Origin of the sequence: Streptomyces sp. SudanB182_2057 (genome assembly GCF_964272715.1) — a bacterium.
Taxonomy (GTDB): Bacteria; Actinomycetota; Actinomycetes; order Streptomycetales; family Streptomycetaceae; genus Streptomyces; species Streptomyces rubradiris.
In genome coordinates this window covers 360776-383194 of sequence record NZ_OZ186798.1, presented here as the reverse complement: position 1 = coordinate 383194, position 22419 = coordinate 360776, and the positions used below count along the sequence as shown (strand labels likewise).

The 22419-nt window shown below is 73.6% G+C and carries 16 protein-coding genes; 8 read left to right on the top strand and 8 right to left on the bottom strand.

Annotated elements, in window-relative coordinates:
• Nucleotides 1–141: 141 nt before the first annotated feature.
• Nucleotides 142–1155: a methyltransferase gene (locus tag ACSURM_RS01365; protein ID WP_436952609.1), complete on the bottom strand. Its 1014-nt coding sequence runs from the start codon at nucleotides 1153–1155 to the stop codon at nucleotides 142–144.
• A gap of 610 nt (nucleotides 1156–1765) precedes the next feature.
• On the opposite strand from ACSURM_RS01365, the gene ACSURM_RS01360 reads away from it, so the two are divergent.
• The 3 genes from ACSURM_RS01360 to ACSURM_RS01350 all read left to right on the top strand — a co-directional run bounded on the left by ACSURM_RS01360 (nucleotide 1766) and on the right by ACSURM_RS01350 (nucleotide 6007).
• Nucleotides 1766–3241 (top strand): hypothetical protein, encoded by a 1476-nt coding sequence (locus ACSURM_RS01360; protein WP_436952607.1) that lies wholly within the window; start codon nucleotides 1766–1768, stop codon nucleotides 3239–3241.
• Nucleotides 3242–3353: 112 nt separating this feature from the next.
• Nucleotides 3354–4637 carry an AAA family ATPase gene (locus ACSURM_RS01355; protein WP_436952605.1) on the top strand — a complete coding sequence of 428 codons (1284 nt, stop codon included), beginning with the start codon at nucleotides 3354–3356 and terminating at the stop codon, nucleotides 4635–4637.
• Nucleotides 4638–4801: 164 nt separating this feature from the next.
• Nucleotides 4802–6007 carry a vWA domain-containing protein gene (locus ACSURM_RS01350; RefSeq protein ID WP_436960875.1) on the top strand — a complete coding sequence of 402 codons (1206 nt, stop codon included), beginning with the start codon at nucleotides 4802–4804 and terminating at the stop codon, nucleotides 6005–6007.
• A gap of 233 nt (nucleotides 6008–6240) precedes the next feature.
• Here ACSURM_RS01350 and ACSURM_RS01345 read toward each other — a convergent pair whose 3' ends face one another.
• From ACSURM_RS01345 to abc-f, 3 genes are all read right to left on the bottom strand, one after another.
• On the bottom strand, nucleotides 6241–6801 hold the full coding sequence (locus tag ACSURM_RS01345) for a CGNR zinc finger domain-containing protein (protein WP_436952603.1): 561 nt from the start codon (nucleotides 6799–6801) through the stop codon (nucleotides 6241–6243).
• Between the two features lie 107 nt (nucleotides 6802–6908).
• Nucleotides 6909–8591: an ABC-F family ATP-binding cassette domain-containing protein gene (locus ACSURM_RS01340; protein ID WP_436952601.1), complete on the bottom strand. Its 1683-nt coding sequence runs from the start codon at nucleotides 8589–8591 to the stop codon at nucleotides 6909–6911.
• A gap of 79 nt (nucleotides 8592–8670) precedes the next feature.
• Nucleotides 8671–10305, bottom strand: a complete 1635-nt coding sequence (gene abc-f / locus ACSURM_RS01335; protein ID WP_436952599.1) for a ribosomal protection-like ABC-F family protein — start codon at nucleotides 10303–10305, stop codon at nucleotides 8671–8673.
• A 445-nt stretch (nucleotides 10306–10750) separates the two neighbouring features.
• On the opposite strand from abc-f, the gene ACSURM_RS01330 reads away from it, so the two are divergent.
• From ACSURM_RS01330 to ACSURM_RS01320, 3 genes are all read left to right on the top strand, one after another.
• A complete protein-coding gene (locus ACSURM_RS01330) occupies nucleotides 10751–11419 on the top strand; it encodes a molybdopterin-dependent oxidoreductase (protein WP_436960873.1) in 669 nt (222 codons plus the stop codon).
• The gene (locus ACSURM_RS01325) at nucleotides 11367–12071 is read left to right on the top strand and encodes a cytochrome b/b6 domain-containing protein (protein ID WP_436952597.1); all 705 of its coding nucleotides are present in this window, start codon (nucleotides 11367–11369) and stop codon (nucleotides 12069–12071) included. The genes ACSURM_RS01330 and ACSURM_RS01325 overlap by 53 nt, the downstream gene beginning before the upstream one ends.
• Nucleotides 12072–12211: 140 nt before the next feature.
• The gene (locus tag ACSURM_RS01320; protein WP_436952595.1) at nucleotides 12212–13825 is read left to right on the top strand and encodes a DUF6351 family protein; all 1614 of its coding nucleotides are present in this window, start codon (nucleotides 12212–12214) and stop codon (nucleotides 13823–13825) included.
• Between the two features lie 129 nt (nucleotides 13826–13954).
• Here ACSURM_RS01320 and ACSURM_RS01315 read toward each other — a convergent pair whose 3' ends face one another.
• From ACSURM_RS01315 to ACSURM_RS01300, 4 genes are all read right to left on the bottom strand, one after another.
• Nucleotides 13955–15187 (bottom strand): cytochrome P450 family protein, encoded by a 1233-nt coding sequence (locus ACSURM_RS01315; RefSeq protein ID WP_436952593.1) that lies wholly within the window; start codon nucleotides 15185–15187, stop codon nucleotides 13955–13957.
• A gap of 147 nt (nucleotides 15188–15334) precedes the next feature.
• On the bottom strand, nucleotides 15335–16177 hold the full coding sequence (locus ACSURM_RS01310) for a Bax inhibitor-1/YccA family protein (protein ID WP_436952591.1): 843 nt from the start codon (nucleotides 16175–16177) through the stop codon (nucleotides 15335–15337).
• Between the two features lie 176 nt (nucleotides 16178–16353).
• Nucleotides 16354–16821 (bottom strand): SsgA family sporulation/cell division regulator, encoded by a 468-nt coding sequence (locus ACSURM_RS01305; protein WP_436952589.1) that lies wholly within the window; start codon nucleotides 16819–16821, stop codon nucleotides 16354–16356.
• Between the two features lie 186 nt (nucleotides 16822–17007).
• Nucleotides 17008–18705 carry an amidohydrolase gene (locus ACSURM_RS01300; protein ID WP_436952587.1) on the bottom strand — a complete coding sequence of 566 codons (1698 nt, stop codon included), beginning with the start codon at nucleotides 18703–18705 and terminating at the stop codon, nucleotides 17008–17010.
• 330 nt (nucleotides 18706–19035) lie between these two features.
• Here ACSURM_RS01300 and ACSURM_RS01295 point away from each other — a divergent pair, with 330 nt between their 5' ends.
• Both ACSURM_RS01295 and ACSURM_RS01290 read left to right on the top strand, forming a co-directional pair.
• The gene (locus ACSURM_RS01295) at nucleotides 19036–19440 is read left to right on the top strand and encodes a hypothetical protein (RefSeq protein ID WP_436952585.1); all 405 of its coding nucleotides are present in this window, start codon (nucleotides 19036–19038) and stop codon (nucleotides 19438–19440) included.
• Nucleotides 19441–19531: 91 nt separating this feature from the next.
• Nucleotides 19532–22402, top strand: coding sequence for an AAA family ATPase (locus ACSURM_RS01290; RefSeq protein ID WP_436952583.1), 2871 nt, complete (start codon nucleotides 19532–19534; stop codon nucleotides 22400–22402).
• The last annotated feature ends 17 nt before the right edge of the window (nucleotides 22403–22419 follow it).

Below are 22419 nucleotides of genomic sequence, written 5' to 3'. Positions count from 1 at the left end.
ATCTGCCCGGCGGTTCACCCTCAGGCGGCTCGACCCGAGAGTCCGCACACCGCCAGACCCTCTACCAGGTCCCCGACACCCACCCTTCATGCGGCCAGCCCCTCACCACCAGCAGAAGCGGACGCACAACCCAACGAAGCACTACTGGTCGGTGCTCACGGCTTCGATGATGGACAGCACGGTTGATGTCGGCACGATGCGTCGCAGGCGCAGTCCCGCTTCCTTGAGGAGTTGGACGAAGTCCTCTTCGGTGCGTTCGCGTCCCACGAGGGAGCTCATCATCATCAGGTCGAGGGTTTTGGACTGGTGGGGCTGGTTGCCGGGTGGCACGACGGCGTCGATGACGAGGATGCGGCCGCCGGGTGCCATGGCCTGCCGGCAGTTGCGCAGGATGAGGGCGGACTGCTCGTCGTCCCAGTCGTGGAGGATGCGTTTGATGAGGTAGACGTCCCCGGTCGGGACCGAGGAGAAGAAGTCACCCTCGGCCGTGGACCATCGGCCGGAGATGTCGTCGTGGTCGCGCAGCCGGTGGTCGGCCAGGACGTGGGCCTGGTCGTAAAGGATCCCGTGCAGGCCGGGCTGTCGGCGGAGGACCTCCAGGAGCAGGCCGCCGTGGCCGCCGCCGACGTCGACGACGGTGCCGGTGGGCGGGAAGTCGTAGGCCTCGGCGATGGGGTCGTTCTCGTGGTCCGACATGGCGGCCATGCCGTCGTGGAAGACGGCGGCGGTTTCCGCGTCGCGTGCGAAGTAGTCGAAGAACGTCGTGTCGAAGATGTCGGCGAAGGCGGAACCGCCCTCGGTCAGGCAGCGGTGCATCTCCCCGGCAGGACGCCACATGGTGGCGTCGGTCAGCATCAGGATCGCGGCGCGGGCGGAATGAGGGGCGTCGGAGCGCAGCGCCTGACCGGTGGTGGTCAGCCGGAAACGTCCCGCGGTCGTCTCCTCGACCACGCCGCGAGTGGCGAGCAGCCGCAGGACCCGCCCGAGGTTGCGGGCGTCGGTCCCCGTCGCCTCGGCGAGCCGCTCGACGCTCTCGTCGTCGTCCGTCATGTGGTCGGCCACTCGCACGGCGGCGGCAGCGCGCAGCGCCGCGGGGAACAGGAAGCCCAGGCTTTCGTCGATCAGGCGGGCGGCGGATTGCCGTTCCGTGTTCATTGCTGCGTCACCTCTTCTTGGCGAACCCCGGTACCGCGACGTCCGGGCCGCGGGGAGGGGGTAGCAGGGCGGGGGTCCAGGATGGCTGGGGACGGCGGTTGCCGACGTGCGTGCGACGGTTGGGGTGACCGGTGTTGACGGTGGGTGGGACCGGTGGGGCCGCTGGTCCCAGTGCATCCCTTCGGGCACGGTGCGGACAGAGGGCTTCCGGCCGTCTTCACCCGGACGTGGGCAGGCCGTTGCGGGATGTCTTGCCGGTCCCCCTTGCGAGGAGCAGCTCGGACAGACGGGTGCGATCGGCGAACGTTCGGTCGCGGGATGGGGAACCCGGCTCCGGGAACAAGGCGGAGTCGCGGTGCGGCGCTGTAGTTCGCCTCGGCTCCGCGCGGTATCTCGTACCGCCCGGTGCGCACGACCCGCAGGACACGGCGTCCCATGAACCACAACGGCTGGTAGAGGCACAGTACTTCCGGCGCTCATCTCGGTAGGTGGGGGAGTGCGCGGGGCGGAAAAAGGAGAGGCGGATCATCGGCGGGACGGTTACGATGCCCGCGATGATGAACTTCTCCTCGTACGGATTGGGGGCATCGTCCGCGCAAGGTGGTGGCTGATGGCACATCACTTCGCGAACGACCCCCCGTCCCGCCTGTCGATGTGGCAACGCGTGCGTGAGTACGCCGTGCCACCGTCCATGATCGAGACCGCGACCGCACGGCGTGCTGTCGGCGACTGGGCGGGGGCCTGCGCCGCCGCCCGGATCGACGTCGATCTCGATCTGCGCGCCGTGCGCGACCGCCACGGCACCGACCTCGTCCACCGCCTCCGAGCGGATCTGCGGCGGCTCACGCCGGACCTGCTCCGCTGGCACATGCCCCGGATCGCCCCCGACGGGCGGCTCAGACCCGGCCTCACCGTGTCGCTGGCCCGGTACGGTGCGGATGGCGCCCCGCCGCTGGAACTGGTGGTGCGCACCCCGCCGGCCTGGGCGGACGCCGGGCAGCGGATGTCCCTGACCCTGTGGGAGGGGCCTGCGCACGGCGCACCACGGCACCACCCGCATCCGCACCCCGACCGGCGTTTCCGGCTCGACCTGCACCGGCACCTCTGGGACGCCGGACGGAGCCGGGAACTGACGCGGCGATGCGGGGCGTACGAAGCGACCTCCGCGGAGCCCGCGGACCTATCCGACCCGCACGGTGGGCGCGGCCGGTCCGACCCGGCCGACCCATCCGCCGGTACCAGTGCCTTGTGGGCGGTGGGGCGTTGGGCCGCCGAGGCGGAGCTGCTGTTGCGGGCCGAAGGGCGTCCCCGAGGGGCGTTCGCCGTGCGGCTCGACGCCCGCAGCCGCGCCGTCCTCGAACTCGTCGCCCCGGACGACAGCCACGCCCCGGTGTGCCGACCGCTGCGGGAGGTGTTGCCTCCGGCGGAGGCAGCGGCGCTTCCGCTGCTGCCGGAGGCGGCGGCCCGGGTCCTGCCGGACCTGGAACTGCTGCGGGCCGGGCTGATCGCGCCCGGGCGGCTGCATCCGCTCGTCGCCGCGGCGCTTCCGGCGTCCGGTCGCGCGGCGGTGTCCGGCCCGGCCGCCGCGCCCGGTGATCCGCACCGGGTGGCATGCCGGGGCGAGGTCCACCGGATCGCGCTTCGGGACGGGGTGCTGACGGCGGTCGACCACGACCCGGCCGAACTGCGCCGTGAGGGACTGCTGGTCGCGCTCGGCGGCCCGGCATTGCCCTGCCTGCGAGCGATCGACGCGGTGCACCGCAGCCCCGAAGCACTGCCCGCGGTCCGGGAGCGGCTCCGCCACGGTGACGTCGCCGGGGCGCTCGCCGTGGTCGAGGGTCTGCTCGGCCCCGCCGCGGTGCTGCGCGACGGGCCGCTCCGGGAGGAACTGGAGTCGGCCGCGCAGCGCCGTGTCGACCACGGGCTCTTCCGCTCGGGACTGGTCGCCGTCCACCCCGCCGCCGGGGCGGCGGGTGGCGGACACGCGGAGGCGGGCCACCGTCCCCGGCTCGACCGCCGCACGCCTCACGAGGTGCGCCGCAAGCGCGCCGGCCGGGACCGTCCGCGTACCGGCATGACCCGCTGACCACCGGCACACCGACGGAAAACCCTCACCCGTACCGCGCGTTCGGTGCCGTACGGCTCCTTCCCATGACCTCCGGAACGGCTTTCCCGTTCCCTCACCCCAGGTGATGTCCATGACCCGCAGTACCCCGCTGTCCGCGCCCGCCCCCGCTGCCACCGACGCGTCCGGAACCGGCGCCCGGCTCGCCCTCGCCGACGACCTCCTCGCCCTCCTGCGGACGACCACCACCGAGCCACGCCCCGACGAACAACTCGACGCGCTCGCCCTGGCCGTCGCCGCCGACCTGCCCGTGCTGCTCTGGGGCGAGCCGGGCATCGGCAAGACCGCGGCCCTGACCCAGCTCGCCGCCTCCCTCGACCTGCCGCTGACGACCGTGATCGCCAGCGTCCACGAGCCGTCCGACTTCTCCGGGCTGCCCGTCATAGGCGACGACCCGGCGGCGCGGGGAGTGCCGATGGCACCGCCGCGGTGGGCGGTGGAACTGGTGCGCGCGGGGCGCGGTCTGCTGTTCCTGGACGAGTTGTCCACCGCCACTCCGGCCGTCCAGGCCGCCCTGCTCCGGGTGGTCCTGGAGCGGAGGGTCGGGGAACTGAGACTGCCGCCCGGCGTGCGGATCGTGGCCGCCGCCAATCCGTGGGCGTCGGCCGCGGACGGATGGGAACTGAGCCCGCCGCTGGCCAACCGCTTCGTCCACCTCCACTGGGTGCACGACCGGGACGTGGTGGTGCGCGGGCTGGGCGGGGTCTGGCCCCGCGCGGAGCTGCCACGGCTGGTGCCCGAGCGGCTGCCGGAGGCGGTGGCCTTCGCCCGGCGCGCGGTGCGCGGCTTTCTCGAGGTCAGGCCGACGCTGATCCACCGGCTGCCGAGCACCGAGACTCGGCGCGGCGGCGCCTGGCCCTCGCCCCGCAGCTGGGAGGCCGCGCTGACCCTGCTGGCCTTCGGCACGGCGGCCGCCGCCTCCCGCGAGGTGCTGGCGCTGCTGGTGCGGGGCGCGGTGGGAGACGGCCCCGGGCTGGAGCTCCTCGCCCACCTGGACCGCATGGACCTGCCGAACCCGGAGACACTGCTCGCCGATCCGTCCTCCGCCGTACTCCCCGAGCGGGGGGATCTGCGCCAGGCGGCGCTGGAGGCACTGGTCGCCGCCGTCGGGGCCCGCCCGGAGCGGCAGCGGTGGGAGGCGGCCTGGGCGGTGCTCGCCCGCGCCATGGAGACCGGCGCTCCGGACCTGCTCGTCGCCCCGGCCAGGACACTGGCCTCCCTGCGCCGCGACGACTGGGAGGTGCCGCGGGCAGTGGAGCGGCTGGCCCCGGTGGTCGGTCTCGCCCGGCGCGCGGACCGGTCGGTGGCGCGGGCCACGACGGCCGACACCGGACACGTGACGGGGGCGCGCCGATGACGGGGGCCTCGGGGGACTCCGTGTCCGCGCGCCCGCTGTCCCGCCCGCTGCCACGCCCCCTGTCCCGGCCCCCGAAGCCGCGTCCGGTGCGGGCCGCTCCGGAGGAGGCGTCGGCCGTACCCGGCGGACCGGGGGGCTCCGCCGGCCCGGAGATCCCGCTGGACATGGAGAAACTGCTGGCCGCGAGGTTGCACGCGGTGAAGGTCCGTCCCTATCTGGCCGACGCGCTCTTCGCGCTGCACATCGTGGTGGACCGGTCGGTCCCGACGATGGCGGTGGACGCGTACTGGCGCTGTTATGTCTCGCCCGGCTTCGTGGCGCGCACCCCGGTGGAGGAGCTGGCGGGCGTCTGGGTGCACGAGGTCTCCCATCTGCTGCGCGACCACCACGAGCGGGGCGAGCGGTACGCACGGGAGCACGATCTGCACGGGCCGGGCGAGCGGCTGCGGCAGAACATCGCCGCGGACTTCGAGATCAACGACGACATCTACGGCGACGGCCTGCCCCTGCCCACCGGAGCGGTCCTGCCGTCGCTGCTGCGGCTGCCCGCCGGGCTGCTGATGGAGGAGTACCTGCGGACGGCGACGATGACCTCCCTCGCCGCGGACCTGGCCTGGCTGGACTGCGGCAGCGGCGCCGACGGCCGGCAGCCGCCGTGGGAGCTGGGGCCTGACGGGGCCCACGGGCTGACCAGGCGGCAGCGCGACGCGGTCCGCTTCCGGGTGGCCGAGGGCATCAAGGGCGAGCCGGGCAACGCGCCGGACGGCTGGCGCCGTTGGGCCGACGAGGCGTTCCATCCGCCGCAGCCGTGGCGGCAGTTGCTCGGGGCGGCGGTCCGCTCGGCGGCCGGCGCGCCGGGGGCGGGGGAGAACCACACCTACCGGCGCCCGTCCCGGCGCTCCGCCTCCGTCCCCGGGGTGGTGCTGCCGAGCCTGCGCCGTACGCCGCCCCGGGTCTGCGTCGTCATCGACACCTCCGGGTCGGTGAGCGACGCCGAACTGGGCAGCGCGCTGCTGGAAGTGGCGGCGATCGCGCGTGCGGTGGGAGGGCGACGCGACCTGGTCTCGGTGATCTCCTGCGACGCGGCGGCCGGGATCGCCGTACCCCTCTGCCGTGCCGAGAACATCGAACTGATCGGCGGCGGGGGCACCGACCTGCGCTCCGGCTTCGCCCGGGCGCTCCGCTCCCGGCCGCGCCCGGACGTGATCGTCGCCCTGACGGACGGCCAGACACCCTGGCCCTCGGAGCAGCCGGCCTGCCGGACCGTCGTCGGACTGTTCCCCCGCCCCGCCCGCGCCGTGGACGAGACGGATCCTGATTACGTGCCGGAGACTCCGCCGGCGTGGGCCCGGGTCGTCACCATCGGCTGAGGCCCCGCCCCCGCCCCGTCCGCGTCCCCACGCGAGGCGGTGCGCTCGCCGCACTCCTCACCCGTGCCGCGGGGCCGGCCGCCCCCGCGAGGAGTCCGGCGCGCACCACGACCGGGAGCCGTCGCCGTTCGGCATACCGAGGACACCGCCGGACGGCACGACCACGCCGACCGGCTCGCGCGGCCGGCCGGGCCCGCGGCACGGCCGAGGAGCGCGATGCCCAGGTCAGAGGGTCATCGCGCGAGCGCGGGCGCGGTCTTCTTCCGGGCCCGGTAGGCGGCGGCCTTGATCTTGTTGCCGCAGGACTCCATGCCGCACCACTGGCGCCGCATGCCCCGCGAGCGGTCGATGTAGACCCGCGTGCACTCGGGGTTGCCGCACTCCTTCATCAGCGGGACGTCCGGGCCGCTGAGCAGCTCGACGGCCTGCCGCGCGACGGTCGCCAGGGCCTGCGCCGGAGTCGCCTCGCTGTGCCGGCCCGCCAGGGTGAGCTGCGGCGTCACCGGCGTCTTGCGCGCCGCGCCATTGACCACGGCGAGCGCCTCGCGGTCGAACTGCTCGCCGAGTCGGCGATTGGTGACGAGGCGGTACACGGCCTCGCGTACGGTGGTCGCCTCCCGGACGTCCGACTCGTCGGCGGGCGTGATCGTGTCCACGAGTCCGGACTCCAGGTACCAGGCGTTGAGCCGGTCCGGCGTCACGAACATCTCGAACCGGGTCGAGCGCCGGGCACGCAGGGTGGCCGCGAAGTCGAGGGCCGGGTGTCCGCATACGAAAACGTGGTCAAGGTTCACATCACCATCTTGACAGGTGACTGAAGTGTGGCGCAAGAACCCGTCACCGTTCTGGGCGGTGCCGCCCCATGGGGAGCACCACCCCGCAGCGCCCGGCGCCCGGCGGCTCAGGCCCCCGAACGCACCACGGCCGGATTCTCTCGCCGCCCGCCTCCCGCGTCCAGCCGGCCTCCCGGCTCCAGCCGGAGCTCCCGGCCCCGCCACCGCCGCCGCAGCCAGCGGTCGTGGCTGGCGACGGCGATGGCGCCGGGGCCCGAGCCCAGGGCCTCCTCCAGTTCGTCGCACAGCCGAGGGGAGAGGTGGTTGGTCGGCTCGTCGAGCAGCAAGAGCTGGGGCGGGCGGGCCACCAGCAGCGCCAGCGCGAGCCGCCGCCGCTGCCCGACGGACAGCCGTCCGACGGGCTTGTCCAGGTCGGCCTCGTGCAGCAGCCCGAGCGAGGTCAGCGGCACCCGCTCGGCCCGTGCCGGGCCCAGCGACAGCTCGTAGGTGTCGCGAACCGTGCGTTCGGGCCGGTCGAACACGGTGTCCTGGGTGAGCAGCCCCACCGTCAGCCCGCGCCGCCTGCGCACCTCGCCCTCGGCCGCCAGCCGTCCGGCGAGTACGGCGAGCAGCGTGGACTTGCCGGCCCCGTTGCCGCCGGTGACCAGCAGCCGGTCGGTCGCCTGGATCTCCAGCGCGTCCAGCGCCAGCCGGCCGGGCACCCGGACGTTCCGCAGGGCCACCAGCGGCTGCGGGCCCTCCTCGGCCCGCGCGGTCAGCTCCCCGGCCGCGAACCGCAGCGGGCGCGGTGGCTCGGCGACCCGGGCGCGCTCCAGCTCCTCCAGCCGCCGGGTGGCGTCGCGCACCCGGCGGGAGATCTGGTTCTGCACCCGGCCCGCCCGGTGGCCGTAGCCCATCTTCTCGTTGTCGGTGCGGCCCCGGTCCGGGGCGACCCGGTGCGCGGTCACCCCGGCCGCCTGCCGCAGCTCCGCCAGTTCCCGCTGTTCCTCGGCGTACCGCCGCTCCCAGCGCTCCCGTTCGGCGCGCTTCTCGCCCAGGTAGGCGGTGTAGTCGCCGCCGTAGCGGACCGGGCCGTCCACCGCCGGGTCGAGATCGATGATGTCCGTGCAGACCGCGTCGAGGAAGGCCCGGTCGTGGCTGGCGACCACGACCGTTCCGGGCAGGGCGCGGATCCGCTCCTCCAGGAAGGCGGCGGCGCCGTCGTCGAGGTGGTTGGTCGGCTCGTCGAGCAGCAGCGCGGAGGGGCGTCGTACGAGCAGCGCGGCCAGGGCGAGCCGGCCGCGCTGCCCGCCGGACAGCGAGCCCAGCGGGCGGTCGTGGCCGACCGTGCCGAGGCCCAGTCCGTCGAGCACCAGGGCCGCGCGGCGGTCGGCGTCCCAGGACTCCCGGTCCTGGGCCTGCTCCAGCCGCCTGCCGTAGGCGTCGAGGAGTTCCTGGTGCCCGGGGTCGTCCTGCGGGACGCGGGCGAGTTCCTGGCCGAGCCGTTCCAGTTCGGCGAGGTCCTCGCGGGCCTCGCGCAGCGCCTCGTCCAGCACCGTGGCGACGGTGGCGTCGGCGTCGTAGGGCATCTCCTGGTGGAGGAAGCCCGGTTCGGCGGGGCGCGAGACGCTTCCCGCGTCGGGTTCGTCGACGCCGGCGAGCACCCGGAGCAGGGTGGACTTGCCGACGCCGTTCTCCCCGATCAGGCCGATGCGGTGGCCGGGGGAGGCGGTCAGGGAGATGCCGTCGAGGACGCGCCGGCCGTCCAGGACGCGGACGAGGTCGTGGGCGAGCAGAGCGGGCTGGGGCATGGGGAACCGTCCAGTCGTGTTCGGTGGTCGGCCCGCCGGGCGCGGAGCCTCGGACGCGGGCCACGTCACACGCCGGGGTTCACTCCACGGGGGCTCCCGTCTCCGTCAGCACGCCGTCGGCCAGCCGCAGCCAGCGGTTCACGCCGATCTCGGCGAGGAACCGCTCGTCGTGGCTGACCACCAGGAAGGCGCCCTGGTAGGAGTTGAGCGCGCTCTCCAGCTGGCCCGCGCTGACCAGGTCCAGGTTGTTGGTCGGTTCGTCGAGCAGGAGCAGGTGGGGAGCGGGCTCGGCGCACAGGACGCAGGCCAGGGTGGCGCGCAGCCGTTCGCCGCCGGAGAGGACACCGACGGGCAGGTGGGCGCGGGCGCCGCGGAAGAGGAAGCGGGCGAGCAGGTTCATCCGCTCCGCCTCGGGCCGCTCGGGGGCGAACGCGGCGAAGTTCTCCGCCACGGTGCGGTCCAGGTCGAGCAGGTCCAGGCGCTGCGAGAGATAGGCGATCCGGCCGTCGTTGCGCTTGATCTCCCCGCTGTCGGGGGCGAGGTCCCCGGTGATCAGCCGCAGCAGGGTGGTCTTGCCGGAGCCGTTGGGCCCGGTGAGCGCGATGCGCTCGGGGCCGCGGACGGTCAGGTCGACGCCGCCGTCGGCGAAGACGGCGCGGCCGGCGTGGTGGACCTGCATGTCCTCGCCGAGGAAGAGGTTGCGGCCGGCCGGCACGTTGGTGTCGGGCAGTTCCAGGGTGAGGCGCTGCTCGTCGCGCAGCGCGCGTCCGGCCTCGTCGAGGCGGGCCCTGGCCTCGCTGACACGGGAGGCGTGCAACTGGCCGGACTTGCCGGCTGCTTCCTGCGCGCCGCGCTTCATGTTGCCGGCGAAGATCTTGGGCAGGCCGGCGTTCTTGAGGTTCTTGGAGGCATTGCTCATCCGGCGCTCGGCGCGTTCGCGGGCCTGCTGCATCTCCCGCTTCTCGCGCTTGAGTTCCTGCTCGGCGTTGCGGACGTTCTTCTCCGCGACCTCCTGCTCGGCGCGGACCGCCTCCTCGTACTCGGTGAAGTTGCCGCCGTAGAAGCGCAGTTCGCCGCTGCCGAGTTCGGCGATGCGTTCCATGCGGTCGAGCAGGGCGCGGTCGTGGCTGACCAGCAGCAGGCAGCCGGTGAAGTCCGAGAGGACGTCGTAGAGCTTGTGGCGGGCCTCGGCGTCGAGGTTGTTGGTCGGCTCGTCCAGCAGGAGGACGTCCGGGCGCTTGAGCAGCTGGGCGGCCAGCCCGAGGGAGACGACCTGGCCGCCGCTGAGGGTGCTCAGACTGCGGTCCAGGGCGAGGCCGGCGAGGCCCAGCCGGTCCAGCTGTGCGCGGGTGCGCTCCTCGATGTCCCAGTCGTCGCCGATGGTGGCGAAGTGCTCCTCGCTGACGTCGCCGGACTCGACGGCGTCCAGGGCGCGGATCACCGCGGCGACGCCGAGCACCTCGGCGACGGTGAGGTCACCGGTCAGGGGGAGGCTCTGCGGGAGGTAGCCCAGCGTGCCGCCGACCGACACCGAGCCGCCGGCCGGCTTGAGTTCACCGGCGATCAGCTTGAGCAGGGTGCTCTTGCCGGAACCGTTGGGGGCGACCAGTCCGGTACGGCCGGTGGTCACGGTGAAGGACAGGTCGTGGAAGACGGGGGTGTCGTCGGGCCAGGCGAAGGAGAGGCCGGAGCAGACGATGGCGGCGTGAGACATGAAGGGACCTCGAAGGCACGGAGGGCAGAAAAGAGACCTCTGCCCTGGGCAGATACGGGGAAAGGGGTACGACGAGACGGGCCACGTCGGCGACGGCGCTCCTGTGCGCCGGCCGGTGGCCGTCAGATCCGGATCTCACCCGGAGATGTCGTCTTCACCCACCACGTCTGCGACTCCTCGTTCACACGGTCCAGGTCGCCGACAAGCGTAGCAGGTTCCGCTCCCGCATTCGGCCGGTGTCCGCCACTCACACGTGTACGGGCGCTCGATGCCCTGTGCGCCCTCTTGTTGACACGTCGAGTACCCCATGTCATGGTCGTCACCAATTGAACCGGTGACGGTGCTCGATCCGGGCACTGCTCACACGTGTGAGCGAAGGAGCGCACTGACGATGGCAGGAAAGCCGAACCGGAGGGCCGAGGGCACGCCAGCCGGGCGGCGGGCGATGCTCGGCATGCTCGGCGCGGGCGCCGCGGGGCTCGCCACCGCGCCGTATCTCCAGCGCGGCTGGGAGGGATTCCTGGCCTCCGCCTCCCAGGTGGACGTCACGGGTCTGACCGGCCTGCTGCCCAACCCGGGCGGCTTCCGGTACTACAGCGTCGTCGGCTCGGTGCCGCACAAGGACGCGACCGACTACGAACTGCGGATCGACGGCCTGGTGGACCGGCCGAAGACCTACACCCTCGGCGACCTGCGCGCGATGCCGCAGACCCGGATCGTCCACGACGTGCTGTGCACGGACGGATGGCGGGTGGACCGGACGCCCTTCGCGGGGATCAGGCTCGCGGACCTCCTCGACGCCGCGGGCGTCCGCTCCTCGGGTACCGCGGTCCGCTTCACCTGCTTCGACGGCGCCTACACCGAGAGCCTCACCCTGGAGCAGGCCCGCCGCCCGGACGTCCTGGTCGCGCTGACCATGCAGGACAAGCCCATCACCCACGCCCACGGCGGACCGGTCCGCCTCTACGTGGCACCCATGTACTTCTACAAGTCGGCCAAGTGGCTGTCCGGCATCTCGGTCACCGACAAGGTCGTTCCCGGCTACTGGGAGGAGCGCGGCTATGCCGTCGACGGCTGGCTCGACGGCGAGGACCGGCACGCCGAAGCGGCCTGACGCCGCGGGCCGGGTCCGCCGCTTCACCACCGCGGAGCGCCTGGTCCACCGGGCCACCGGCTGCCTGATGCTCCTGTGCCTGGTCTCCGCCGCCTGCCTGTACTTCGGGCCGCTGGCCCTGCTCGTCGGCCGGCGCCATCTGATGGTCACCGTCCACGAGTGGTCCGGCATCTCCCTGCCGCTGCCCTTCCTGCTCGGGCTGCTCTCCGCCGAGTTCCGCGCGGACCTGCGCAGGCTGAACCGTTTCGCGGTCTACGACCGTCAGTGGCTGCGGGCCGTCCGCAGGCGCCGCACGGCGGCCGGGGCGCGCCCGGCCGGGAAGTTCAACGCGGGCCAGAAGCTCTACGCGGGCTGGATCGCCGGCGCCGTGCTGACGATGATGTCCACCGGCCTGCTGATGTGGTTCACCGGACTGCTTCCCCTGATCTCCCGCACCAGCGCCATCTTCGTCCACGACCTCCTGGCCTGGGCGATCACCTTCGTCCTGATCGGGCACACGCGCCGGGCCCTCGGGGATCCCGAGGCGCGACTCGGCATGCGCACCGGCTACGTCAGCCGTTCCTGGGCGGAGTCCCACCACCCCAGGTGGCTCAAGGAGGAAGGGCTGGATGCCGCGACCGACGAGCCGGGCAGGCCCGGAGGCACGGCCTGACGCGTCCCCTGCGGCTGAATTTCCCTTCGTCACCGTTTCAACCGGTGATAGCGTCCTGCTTGGATCTTCTGCTCATGTGCCGCGCACACGTGTGTGCTGTCGCCGCCTGGCACATGCCTTTTTCTCGGATGGGAAAACTTATGAGACGACTTCTGACCGTTCTCGCGGCCGGTGTGCCGCTGGCCGCGGCGGTGTACCTGCCGACCGCGTCCGCCGAACCCCGGACCCCCGCGTCCACCCCGCCCGGCTGCACGACGACCCCGGTGAAGGCCCCGCCCGGCACCCGCGTCGAGTCCGTGACCGCGGTCCGCCGGGAGGGCGGCACCGTCCACGGCGGCGGCATCCTGGGCGGCACCGTCACCGGCGTACCCGCCTACTGCGAGGTGACGGTCACCCTCACCCACCCGGGCGACGGCGACCACGCCGGAATCCGGACCTGGCTCCCCGTCACCGGCTGGAACGGTCGCCTCCAGGCGCTCGGCGGCACTGCCTTCGCGGCCGGGGACAACGGCACCGGCCTGGCCACCGCCGTCAAGAACGGCTACGCCGCGACCACCACCGACGCGGGCGTGGGCGATGTCCTCGACGTCGGCTGGGCCCTGAACGGCCAGGGCCGGGTCAACACCGCGCTGCTGGAGAACTTCGCCTCCCGCTCCCAGCACGAGGCGGCGGTCGTCGGCAAGGAGGTCGTCGACGCGGTCTACGGCAGGGCAGCCGCGTACTCCTACTTCACCGGCTGCTCCACCGGCGGACGCCAGGGTTACATGGAGGCCCAGCGTTATCCCGACGACTACGACGGCATTCTCGCCGACGCGCCCGCCGTCAACTGGGACCGCTACATACTCGCCACCCTGTGGCCGCAGGTCGTCATGAACAACGAGAAGACCTATGTGACCGGCTGCGAGCTGAACGCCTTCACCGCGGCCGCCGTCAAGGCGTGCGACACGCTCGACGGCGCGAGGGACGGCCTCGTCAACGACGCCTCCCGCTGCGACTTCGACCCGCGCCGGCTGATCGGCACCAAGGTGCTGTGCGAAGGCAGGGAGCTGACCGTCACCGCCGCCGACGCGGCCGTCGTCCGCAAGATCTGGGACGGCCCGCGGACCGCCGCCGGCAGGAAGCTGTGGTCCGGTGTCCCGGTCGTGGCCGACCTGAAGGGCCTCGCGGGCACCGCGCCCGACGCCGACGGCAACCTCAAGGGCGTACCGTTCCAGGTGCCCGCCCACTGGGCGGCGAGCTGGGTGGAGAAGGATCCGTCCTTCGACGTCTCGACCCTCACCTACCGCCGGTTCACCGAGCTGTTCCACCAGGCCGTGGCCGAGTTCGGCCCCGTCATGGACACCGACGACCCGGACCTCTCGGCCTTCCGTGAGTCCGGCGGCAAGCTCCTGACCTGGCAGGGCCAGGCCGACGAGTACATCCCGCCGCAGGGCACCGTGGACTACCACCGGCGCGTCGTACGGTACCTGGGCGGCGCCAAGAAGGTCGACGACTTCTACCGTCTCTTCCTCGCCCCGGGCACCGACCACTGCGGCCTCGACGGCCAGGACGGCTCGGCCGACGGCCTCGCCGCCCTGACCGCCTGGGTCGAGCACGGCAAGGCGCCCAGGACCCTGCCCGCCACGCTCGTCAACGCCGAGGGCAAGCGGCTCGAACGCGACCTGTGCGCCTACCCCGCGGTGTCCCGCTACCAGGGCCACGGCGACCCCTCCCTGGCCACCAGCTTCCGCTGCGTCCTCCCCTCCCGGCGCTGACCGGGCCGGCGGCCTGACGCCGTACCGTTTCCGCACCCTCCCGTACCCTCCCGCACCGTCCCGTTCCGCACCGTCCCGGCTCGCCCCCGTGGCGCGGGCCGGGACGGTGTTGTCGTACGACGGTCGTCGTCAGCCCACGCGGTAGCGCACCGGGAGGGACAGCACGCCGCGCACGATCCCGGAGCCGATCCACCGCAACGCGTCCGCCGGGACGGCGAGTTCCAGTTCCGGGATCCGGGCGAGCAGGGTGCGCAGGGCGATCGTCGCCTCCAGACGGGCCAGCGGGGCACCGAGGCAGTAGTGGATGCCGTGCCCGAAGGCCAGATGGCGGGCGCCCGGCCGGGTCACGTCCAGCACGGCCGGGTCGCCGCCGCCCGGCTGCGGGGCGTCGTGCCCGGCGGAGCCGAGAGCCACGACGACCATGGCGCCCCGGGGGATCGCCACTCCGCCCAGTTCGAGGTCGCGCGCGGCGTAGCGGCTCGTGGAGCGTTCGACGGGAGGGTCGTGACGCAGGAACTCCTCCACCGCGCCCGGCATCAGCTCGGGCCGCGCGCGCAGCAGTTCCGCCTGGCCGGGGTGGCGCAGCAGGGCGAGCACCGCGTTGCCCAGCAGGTTCACCGTGGTCTCGTGGCCCGCGACGACCAGCATCAGGGCCGTGCCCACCAGTTCCTCCTCGGAGAGCCGGCCGTCCTCCTCGTCGCGCACGGCGACCAGGGCGGACAGCAGATCGTCCTCGGGGCGGCGGCGTTTGTCCGCGACCAGTTCGGCCAGCAGCGCGTGCAGCGCGGCCAGGGCCGGGCGGTGCTCGGGCGAGGCCACCTGGAGCGCCTGTCCCGCCCAGCGGCGGAACTCCTGGTGGTGGCGGTGCGGGATGCCGAGGAGTTCGGCGATGACCGTGGCGGGCAGCGGGGCGTTGAAGGCCTCGACGAGGTCGAGTTCGCCCGACGGCGGCATCGCGTCGATCAGGCCGTGGGCGATCTGCTCGATGCGCGGCCCCATCTCCGCCGTACGACGGGGGGTGAAGGCGGCGGAGGCGAGCCGGCGCAGCCGGGTGTGCTCGGGCGGGTCCGCCTCCATCATCTGCGCGCCGAGGCCGACCGAGGGCCGGTGGAGGACGTATCCGGCGGCGGCCAGGGCCTCGGCGGCGGGGCCGGCGTCCTTGAGCAGGTCGGGATGGGTCAGCGCCTCGCGGGCCAGGTCGTGGCCGACGACCACCCAGCCCTTCAGGCCGAGGTGGAACTCGGCCGGGTGGATGGGGCCGAGCCGCCGCAGCCGGGCGAAGCGGGCGGGGGAGTCCGCCTTGAAGGCGTGGTCGATGACCACCCTGCCGTCCTGGTACGGGCACTGCTCGTGGGAACTCATGGGGTTCTCCCGTTCTGACGGTCCGGCGAGTCGGGTCGTCGTGGGGAGAACGAGCCGGACCTCGCACGGGTTCGCGCGGGCCCGCGCACGGACATGCCTCAGGGGCACGCGCGGCGCGGCGCGTGCCCCTGAGGTGCGGGGTGGGGTTCAGTCGTCGCTGTTGAAGATGGTCAGTACCTGGAGCACTTCCAGGTAGATCCACACCAGGGTGGTGGTGAGCCCGAAGGCGGCCAGCCACGCCTCCTCGCGAGGGGCGCCGTAGGCGACGGCGTCCTCGATCCGCCGGAAGTCCAGGGCGAGGAAGGCCGCGCCGAGCAGGATGCCGAGCACGCCGAAGAGGATGCCGAGTCCGCCGCTGTGGAAGCCCAGGCCGTGGCCCGCGCCTAAGGCGGAGAACAGCAGGTCGGCGGCCAGCAGCAGGAGGAAGCCGGTCGCGGTCGCGGTGACGAACCCGGCGAACCGCCGCGTGACGCGGATCCAGCGCATCCGGTAGGCGATCAGGACGCCCGCGGACACCGCGAAGGTGCCGAGCACGCCCTGCGTGACGACACCCGGTGTGAGGTACGTCGAGGTGGCGCTGGAGACGACGCCGAGGAAGACTCCCTCGAACGCCGCGTAGCCGAGGATCAGCGCCGGGGACGGCGTGCGCCGGAAGCCCTGGACCAGCGACAGGACGAAGGCGACGAGCGCGGCGCCCACGGCGAGACCGTAGGAGCGGCCGATGTTCGCCTCGTCGACGGGCAGCAGGAGCCAGGACAGCACCGCGGTGAGCACCGCGGTGCCGAGCGTCGTCGCGGTGCGGACGACGACGTCGTCCATCGTGATCGCGGACGGGGCCGCGGCCGTCCGCGCGTCCGGGCCGGCCGCGGGGGCGTAGGGGTTGGCCGAGTGACCGCCGACCGCGGCGCCCACCGGATGCCGCGGGTAGCCGGCGGGGGTGTTGTCACGGCCCGCGCCCCAGCGGGAGAAGACCGGGTTGCTGCTCTTCACGTCGTTCCTCCTCGTGTGCCGCGAGTGCGGCCTGAGCGAAGCGTCGCCATCGGGTGCCCGGGGCACACGTGTGCCGGTGACCGCTGACCGGGCCGACGAGACAACCCTTGCGCGTCACCACTCTGACAGGTGACGTACGAGGGGGCAAGTCGTTCTCGGCCCGGATACGGTCGTCTCTACTCGCCCGGCACCCCCGGCCCGCCCGTCAGTCCCAGCAGGAACCCGTCCCAGTCCAGACCGTCCAGCTCCGTCCCGGCCGGGGCGATCCGGTAGGTGGCGTCGAGCCACTCCGCCAGTTCCGCGGTGGGCAGCTCGAACAGCGCCTCCAGCTCCTGTGTTTCGAGGAGCAGCCAGGACGAGGGCCGCTCACCGGGCAGGGTCGGCCACATCCGCACGTCGCTGAAGCCGCTCATCTCCGTCAGTCCGCGGTGCAGGAGCTCACGGCCGATCCGCCAGACCACACCGGGTCCGCGTTCCGCCAGGAACTCGACGGTGATCACCGCGGGCATGTCCGGGTCGAACCGGAACTCCGCCTGAACGGCCTGACGGGAGAACTCGTCGAGCATCTGGTCGATGTCCAGGAGCAGCGCCGGAACGTGCCGGGACGCCGACCGCGCCCGCAGCGGTGACTGATCAGGGTGCATGACAGGAGTTCCCCTCAGTGGTACGAAGTCTGCGCCTCCCACTGTCCGCCGCGCGCCCGGGCCGCACATCGGTCACTTGACGGTCGAGCGGCGGTACTTGGCGCGGCAGTCGGCGAAACCCCATCGGACGTGTCCCGGGGCCTGACGTAAGTCAACGCCCTCCCGGGTGTCTTCGCACGGCACCTCTCAGGTGACGGGCGGCAGGTCGGGGCCCGTGGTGCCCAGTCGTTCGGCCGCCACCACGGGGGGCACCGGCCAGGTCACGCCCTTCGGCGGCCAGTTCTGCCCGGTCGCCTCCAGGAACTCGGCCGGCGGCTCGTACAGCGGCGGCTGGCTCCCGTCGGGGATCATCGAGGCCCAGCCGACGCCGTCGGTACGCTCGGCGAACTCCTGCTTCATCGCGTCCAGCCGCTCCGGCTGCTCGATCAGGTCGATGGCGCCGGCCGCGAGATAGCGGGCGGCGGACAGCAGCGCCTGGTGGCCGATGTTGGTGGCCGCCGTCGCGGTCGCGCCCCAGTTGTGGTTCGGGATGCCGGGCGGGTAGGCCGCGGACAGCAGGACGGCGGTCGGCGCCTGCCAGCTGACGTCGGCGGTGTCGGTGGCCAGGCCGCCGGTATAGGCGGCGGCCGGGGGAGCGAGCGGGGTCAGCGAGGTCGGCATGCCGGTCTCCGGCCGGCCCAGTGACTTCTGGATGCTCCTGGCCAGGGCATGGTCGGCGTCGGTGAACCGGGGCGCGCCGATCTCCCGCATGTTGTCGTTCAGCAGCTCCGCTCCGGCCTTGTTGGCCAGCAGGTTCCACGTCGCCGAGTGGAACTTGTGCACCAGGCGGGTCTGGCTGGCCTGCGCGGCGGCCCTGGCGCACTCCACGATCTTGTCGTAGAGCACCCGGGCGCGTGCCGGGCTGCCCTCGCGGACGAAGAACCAGATGGAGCACATGTCCGGAGTCACGTTCGGGGCGCCGCCGCCGTTGATGACGGCGTAGTGGAACCGGCCGGACGGGGCGACGTTCTTCTCCCGCAGGTACTCCGACATCGTCGCCATCAGCAGGGCACCGTCCAGGCCGCTCTTGTTGCCGAGCGGGGTGCCGCCGTGACCGGAGGCGCCGAGGAAGGTGAACGTGGCCGAAATCAGCGCGCTGGTGGTGTTCCAGAACGGCACCGTGATGCTGAACGGGTGCCAGTCGAGGAAGGCGTCGAGACCGTCGTAGACGCCCTCCTTGACCGCGTAGGCCTTGCCGACGAGCTGTTCCTCGCCGGCGCTGCCGAACAGCTTGACCGTGGCCTTCAGCCCGTGGGCGCGGATCGCCCGCGCCACGGCTATGGCGGCCGCGGTGCCGCCCGCGCCGAGGCAGTTGTGGGCGTCGCCGTGGCCCGCGCCGTACGTGGGGCCGTAGGCGTCGTAGTGGTGGACCAGCGGATCGTGCACGCCCACGCCCTTCTTCTGCGACAGGCCGGGCAGGGCGTCGTACTCGGCGTTGAAACCGATGACGGGGCCCTCGGTGCCGTACGTGGCGACGAAGGCGGTCGGGAAGCCGGCCGAGCCCCAGGTGACGGTGAAGCCGTTGTCCTGGAGCAGTCTGGCGTGGGCGAGGGAGGACTTCCACTCGCGCAGCGACAGCTCCGCGTACTGCCACACGTGGTCGCTCAGCCCGGTGACGGCGCCCTCGTTGGCGGTGATCCACTCGAGTGCGGTCCGCTTGGCCGCGGTGTTCTTCGCCAGCCCCGTGGGGGCGCGGTAGGTGGCGGGGTCGACCCCGGTCCGCTCGTCGTGGCCGAGGGTCGCGGCGAGCACCGGGTCGGCCTGGAGGATGGCCGCGGTGGTCGCGGTGGCGCTCAGTCCGAACATCTTCAGCAGGCGTCGACGGCCGGGGTGGAAGTCGTTCACGTCGGTTCGTCCTCGAAGTCGTGAGGGAAGGGCCGGTCGGCCGGCTCCATGACATGTGTTCCTGGCGTGCCACCGAGGAGCATAGGTGTCTCCGTGGGAAGCCGGCGCCCTGTGGCCGGAAACGCACACCGTGTCTCTCACCTGGCAGGTCGGCGCGGGGAGGCGGAAACACGTGTTTTCCGGCCGATCACCCTGACGACGTGGCCGCCGGGGGCATGAGGCGATCGACCGCGCACGGCCGGGCTTCCGTCGAAATGCTCCCGGGGCATGTGCCGGCCGGCCTTGTGCGGCTAGGCTCGACGCATTGACGGCAACAGCCCGAGGACCCACATGCAGGTGCATCCGAACCCCCCGCTGGATCCGGGAAACGCGCCCTGGCACGCCGCCGCCATTGTGGCGGCCGCGGCCGACATCAGCGGTGCGCGCCTGGACTACAGCCCAGAGAGCATCGCTCTGGTGCAGGACATCGTCGACGGCTTCCGGGCCGAAGGTGTGACCAGCGAGGACATGAAGGAGTCCCTCGTGGCCTTCGGCTGCTACGTCGGAGAGATCATGACCCGCCACCTCGGCGGAGCCTGGCGGCCCGCCCCGGACACGCACCCCACGAACGCGCCGCTCATCGTGGAACTGCCCGACGCCCGCCAATGCCACCCGATCGACTGGGTGTTCAGCCGCCTGCGGTGCGGAGCCGACGTCAGCATCCGCGAGCTCTACGCGGCGGCGGAGCGAAGATGAGTACGTGTGTCGTGGTCCGGCACATGTGCCGGACGCGGATCGGCCCACGGGCACGGCCGCGACGTACCGGGGGAGCGGGGGAACACACGCGATGAGCGCGCACGTCGGCTCGGACGTCACCGGGCCGGGCCTCGGCGGGCCGGAGGCCGCCGGACTCATCGGTCGGCATCGGGAACGGGACCGGGTGGCCGCACTGCTGGCGGCCCTGCCCCGGAACGGCGGGCACGCCCTCCGCCTGAGCGGCACCCCCGGCACGGGCAAGACCGCCGTCCTGCGCTTCGCGGCGGCGCGCGCCGCCGAGCAGGGGGTACGAGTGCTGTCGACGGTGTGGGCACCCGCCGAGCGGGAATGGCCGCTCGCCGCGCTGCACCACCTCCTGCGGCCCGCTCTGCCCCGGGTCACCGGCCTGCCGGACCACGAACGCGCCATGCTGGACACCGCGTTCGGCGGCGGCCCGGCGACGCCCGCCCCCGCCGACCTGGCCGCGGCCGTGCTGCGCCTGCTGGGCACGATGCCGGAACCGGTCCTGCTGTGCGTGGACGACCTCGACCGGCTCGACCCCGCGAGCCGGGACACCCTGCGCGCGCTCGCCGGACGGTGCGGCGGGACCCGGGTGGGCCTGATCGTCGCCGAGCGCACCGGGTCCGGTGCCCGGCCCGGCCCGCACCCGCCGACGGTGACGCTCGGAGGTCTGCCGGATCCCGAGGCCCGCGCACTCGTCGCCCGCGCCGGACGCGTCACCGGGTACGCCGAGGAGCGGCTCGTCCTCGACGCGGCCCGGGGCAACCCGCTCGCCCTGACCGAACTCTCCCTGGGCGGCGGACCGCTCGGGGACACGGCGTGCTTCGGCATGCCGCCCGCGACGCCCCGGCTGGCCGAGGCGTACGCGGAGGACCGGCAGGCCCTGTCGGCGCCCGCCCGCACCGTACTGCTCACCGCGGCCCTGAGCGCCTCCCCGGTCGCCCGGGACGTCCTGGCCGCCGGCGCCCTGCTCCTGGGCAGCGCCGACGCGGCGCGCGACGGGCTGGCCGAGGTGATGGCCCGCGGGCTGGTCGTGGAGTCGTCCGGACCCGCCGATGCCGACGGGACCACCGGGGCGGCAGGTGCCGGAGGTGCCGGTTCCGTCGGCGCCGGCGGGGTCGGCAGGGCACGGGCCGGCCACCTCCGGTTCCCCGATCCCCTGGTGCGTGCGGCCGTCCTGGGGCTGGAGTCCGCCGCCCGGCGCATGGCCGCGCACGCCGCGCTCGGGCGGAGTATCGGCAGTCCCGCGCACGCCGCCTGGCACGCCGCGTGGTGCGCCGCGGGGCCCGACGAGGAACTCGCGCGGCGACTGGAGTCACTGGCGGCCGGCCCCTGTCCCGGTGGTGCGGTGCTCGCGGCGCTCGCCGCGCTGGAAGCCGCGGCCCACCTCTCCCCGGACCCGGAACGCGGGGCCGCCCGGCTGCTGCGCGCCGCCGAACTCGCCGGCGAGCGTGGCCTGGTGGACCAGGCGCTGCGGTACGTGCGCGGGATCGACCCGACCGGGCTGGGGACGCTCGGCCGTGCCCTGCTGCTGCGGGTGCACGACCTGCTGCCGGCCAGCGGCGCGGTCGGCCGGGAGTACGTTGCCGACCTGTGCGAGGCGGCTCGCGCGGTCGCCGCGCAAGATCCCGCCCTCGCGCGGAAACTGCTGCTCGCGGCGGCCCGCCGGGGCCGGTGGCAGCGGTGCGGACCCGCCGACCGCCAGCTGCTCCTGCGGACGGCCGAGGGGTTGCGGGCCGGGCCCCGGGACGCCTGGTACCTCACCGTGACGGCGCTGACCGACCCGCTGCGGGTGCCCGGACCGGCGGCCCCGCACCCCGCCCCGGGAACGTCCGACGCCGACCACCGGAGCCTGCTGGCCCAGGCGGCCGCCCTCACCCTCGACTTCGAACGGGCGGCGCCCCTCCTCGCAGAGACCGAGGCGGCCCTGCGTGCCGAGGGCCGGTACGGACAACTGCCGCTGGTACTCGTACCGCGCACGATGTGCCGGATCTGGCTCGGCGCCGAGTGGCACACCGCCGGGGCACCGGCCGAGGAGGCGCGGATGATCGCCGACCGGACGGGACAGCCCGACCGGGCGGCGACGGCCACCGGCATGCTGGGCATCGTCGAGGCGCTGCGGGGCGACCACGACCGGTCCCTGGAGCACGCCGCCGAGGTCGAGGAGTCCTCCCTGCGCCTCGGCCACGACCGGCAACTGAGCCTGGCGGTGCTGGCCCGCGCCCTCACCGCCTCGGGCACGGGCCGCTACGCCGAGGCATACGAGCGGCTGCGCTCCCTGTTCGCCGACCCGGCGACGCCGTACGGCTTCGAGCAGTTCTGGGGACTCGTCTTCCTGGCGGAGGCGGCGCCGCCCGCCGGGGAGCAGGCCGACGCCAGGACCGTCGTCGACCACGTCGCGTCCCTGACGGGGAAGGGGTGCGCCCCCCTGCTGCGGCGGATCCTGACGTACGCCGACGCGGTCCTGGCCCCCGAGGGAGAGGCGGAGGCCCGCTACCGTCGCGCGCTGCGGCCCGGCATCGAGGCATGGCCGCTGCTGCACGGCATGACCGAGTTCGGCTACGGGGCCTGGCTCAGGCGCCGACGGCGCGTCACCGAGTCCCGCACGCCGCTGGCCACGGCCGAGTCCGTCTTCCGGACCCTGGGCGCCTCGTCCCGCGCGGAACAGACGGCCCTGGAACTGCGGGCGACGGGGCGCGTCGCGGCGGGCGGCTCCGCCGGGACCCCCACCGGCGACGCGCCCGGCGGTGACCTCACCCGCGTGCTGTCGCCCCAGCAGCTCACCATCGCCCGGCTGGCCGCCCACGGCCTGACCAACCGGGCCATCGGGGAACAACTGCGCCTGTCCCCCCGTACGGTCGCCTCGCACCTGTACCAGATCTTCCCCAAGCTGGGCGTCTCCTCCCGCGCACAGCTCGCCGCGCTGCTGGGCCCCGCCTGAGGCGCGGGTCCGGCCGA